Raw genomic sequence first — 3,015 nt, 5'->3', positions numbered from 1 at the left:
GAAGCAGGAAAACCTTTAGCTTCTAGTTCAAAGGTCGATAAAGTAGCTTTTACTGGAGAAACCACCACAGGTCAACTCATCATGCAATATGCATCAAAAAATCTGAACCCTGTAACTATGGAATTAGGTGGTAAATCTCCTAATGTTTTCTTTAATTCAGTAATGGATGCTGATGATGAATATTTAGATAAAGCTATTGAAGGTGCAGTGCTTTTTGCTTTTAATCAAGGTGAAGTATGTACTTGTCCGTCAAGAATTTTAGTTCAAGAAGATATTTACGATGCATTTATGGAGCGAGTTATTGAACGCACAAATGCGATCATACAAGATAATCCATATGATGTGAATACCATGGTGGGTGCTCAGGCTTCTAATGACCAATATGAAAAGATTCAATCGTATTTTAAAATTGGGAAAGAAGAAGGTGCCAAAGTATTAACAGGTGGAGCAGCAAAAAAACTTGACGGTGATTTAGCCAATGGTTTTTACATTCAACCTACAATTTTAGAAGGACATAATAAAATGAGAGTATTCCAGGAAGAAATCTTTGGTCCTGTAGCTTGTGTAACTACATTCAAAGACGAGGCTGAGGCTATTGAAATTGCTAATGACACACTTTATGGTCTTGGTGCTGGAGTCTGGACACGAGATGCACATCAACTTTATCAAATTCCAAGAGCTATAAAAGCAGGTCGCGTTTGGGTAAATTGTTATCATGCTTATCCTGCTCATGCTCCATTTGGAGGATACAAGAAGTCCGGATTTGGTAGAGAAAATCACGTTATGATGCTTAATTATTACCGTCAGACTAAAAACATGTTAATCTCTTATGACAAGAACAAACTAGGTTTCTTTTAGAAGAATTAAACACTAATATAAAGGCTGAATTTTAAAATAATTCAGCCTTTTATATATCTTTAGATTATGGATAGAATAGCAATTACGGATAAAGCAGCAGAGGTATTAGAGCAATTAAAATCAAAACATGGAGAATTAATATTTCATCAAAGCGGAGGTTGTTGCGATGGCTCGTCACCCATGTTGTTTGAAAAAGAAGACATGTATCTAGATGAAAGTGATATACTCTTAGGCAAACTAAATGGAGTGAGTTTTTACATGAATCAAGATCAGTTTGAATATTGGAAACATACACATCTAACAGTGGATATTACAAAAGGTCGTGGTGCTAGTTTTTCATTAGAAATTCCATTAGGGCTTCGTTTTTTAATTCATTCTAGACTATTAACAGAGCAGGAAAATGCCGAATTGAACAAACAATAAAACATATTAGTACCTATCTCTAAATGAACCTTTAACCTTTAAGAATAGAAGCCGGTTGGCAAGTGACTTATAATCAACTCTATGAAGTAGATCCTGTAATAGGGAATGAGTCCTATTTTGAAGGGTCCAGCTTATTAATGCTGCAAAACGATTTGCGACTTCAATTAATTGATGTGCAGTGGAGACCTGAACAAGATTTAAATGGTCGGTACGAGCTTCAAGTATTGAACTTTGTAGAGCATTTTAATCCTAAAACAAACAGCTTTGATATTGATCCTAATTGGGAAGAACCATTTTTTACTTTCACCACAACATCTAGAATAACACTCGTAGATAAGCTAGAAGATTTGATGAAAACATTACCTGTTTTTGAAGATCCTAGAATGATTCTCACCAGAGGTGTTTTAGATCCTATTTCAGAGTCCTATCGTCTAAGACTTGAAAAAAATGGAATTTCCACAGAGCTCATCAACGACATTTTAGAAAATGGAAAAGCAAATATTCAAAACCATGTTTTGGATCACAAAGAGATGACCAGAGAATTGCTACAAAAGTTTACCGAAGATGGAATCAACAAAAAGGTAAAAAATAAAGCAAAACAAAAATTGACCAGTAAACCGTTCCAAACTTCTTCATAGTTACTAAAACAGTTTTTTGCGTACTCATATATGTTACCTACCTCCTATTTCATTAGGCATTCCGCTTTCGCGAAAGCGGAACAAAACAAGCTACTTTTATCGTTTTAGGGTTTATGATAAACATCCTAAGCAGCGCTATTCATTCAAACTTATTTACTACTACCTTTGCGCTATAATAGCTTGAGTAATGGAGTTGATACACTCCTTACAGCCACAAAATAGATCTGATTCAATTGAGTACTGATTCTTCAAATACAAACTTGTGCGCCTGTCCTAACTGTAAAGGACAAGGCAAAACCAGTCAGCGTATTCGCAAAAAAGTAAAGGTCAAATACCAAAGAGATCTAGAAAACTATAAAAAAAATGGTGGAGAAAAACCTGAACCTCCCAAAGGACATCAAGTTATTTGTAAGATTTGTAAAGGTTCTGGATTAGAAGTTTGTGAAAAACCATTGTTGCCAGATGATGAGAGCTATCCACATGTAGCAATTATAGGCGGTGGCATAGGTGGAATGGCGCTTGCAGTAGCTTGTTTACATCGCGGCATTCCTTTTACTGTTTATGAAAGAGACCAAAGCTTTGATCAACGATCGCAAGGATATGGACTGACTTTACAGCAAGCAAGTAATGCGATGAGAGGTTTCGGACTAAATTCATTAAACGGCGGAATTGTATCTACAAAACACGTGGTACATCGTACTGATGGAACCATCGTAGGCGAATGGGGAAAAAGAAAATGGCTGTCTGAAAATCCTACTTCACCATCAAAAAGAACTAACGTTCATATCGCAAGGCAGTCATTAAGACTTGCTTTGATACAACAACTTCAAGACAAGAACCAAATTTTCTGGAACCATAAATTAGTAGCTTTAAACAAAAGCGATGACAATGCTACTCAATTGGAATTTGAAGTAGATGGCAAGGTAAAAACCACTCAAGCAAATCTAGTTGTAGGTGCTGATGGTATAAGAAGTGCCGTTCGCCATCTGACTATAGGCGAGGCAGCTGCGCCATTGAGGTATTTAGATTGTATCGTCATTTTAGGGATTTGTAAGTTAGCAAACTTAAAAGATGAAGAATACGATTTATTAGATGG

General features: G+C 36.0%; 4 protein-coding genes. All 4 read left to right on the top strand.

The features are described 5' to 3' along the window. Positions 1 to 858 (top strand): aldehyde dehydrogenase family protein (locus A9Q93_RS09675; RefSeq protein ID WP_303687188.1); only part of this gene is annotated, 858 nt, incomplete at its 5' end. A gap of 66 nt (positions 859 to 924) precedes the next feature. Next, on the top strand, positions 925 to 1,281 hold the full coding sequence (locus A9Q93_RS09670) for a DUF779 domain-containing protein (RefSeq protein ID WP_303687187.1): 357 nt from the start codon (positions 925 to 927) through the stop codon (positions 1,279 to 1,281). Positions 1,282 to 1,343: 62 nt separating this feature from the next. Next, on the top strand, positions 1,344 to 1,919 hold the full coding sequence (locus tag A9Q93_RS09665; protein ID WP_303687186.1) for a hypothetical protein: 576 nt from the start codon (positions 1,344 to 1,346) through the stop codon (positions 1,917 to 1,919). A gap of 233 nt (positions 1,920 to 2,152) precedes the next feature. Then, positions 2,153 to 3,015 (top strand): NAD(P)/FAD-dependent oxidoreductase (locus A9Q93_RS09660; RefSeq protein WP_303687185.1); only part of this gene is annotated, 863 nt, incomplete at its 3' end.

The organism is Nonlabens dokdonensis, from assembly GCF_002162835.1.
Taxonomy (GTDB): Bacteria; Bacteroidota; Bacteroidia; order Flavobacteriales; family Flavobacteriaceae; genus Nonlabens; species Nonlabens dokdonensis_B.
This window is presented reverse-complemented; position numbering and strand designations above follow the sequence as displayed.

Bases quoted from the DNA above. Each gene is read 5' to 3' on its own strand.
- A9Q93_RS09670 (WP_303687187.1), top strand. From the start codon at position 925: ATGGATAGAATAGCAATTACGGATAAAGCAGCAGAGGTATTAGAGCAA.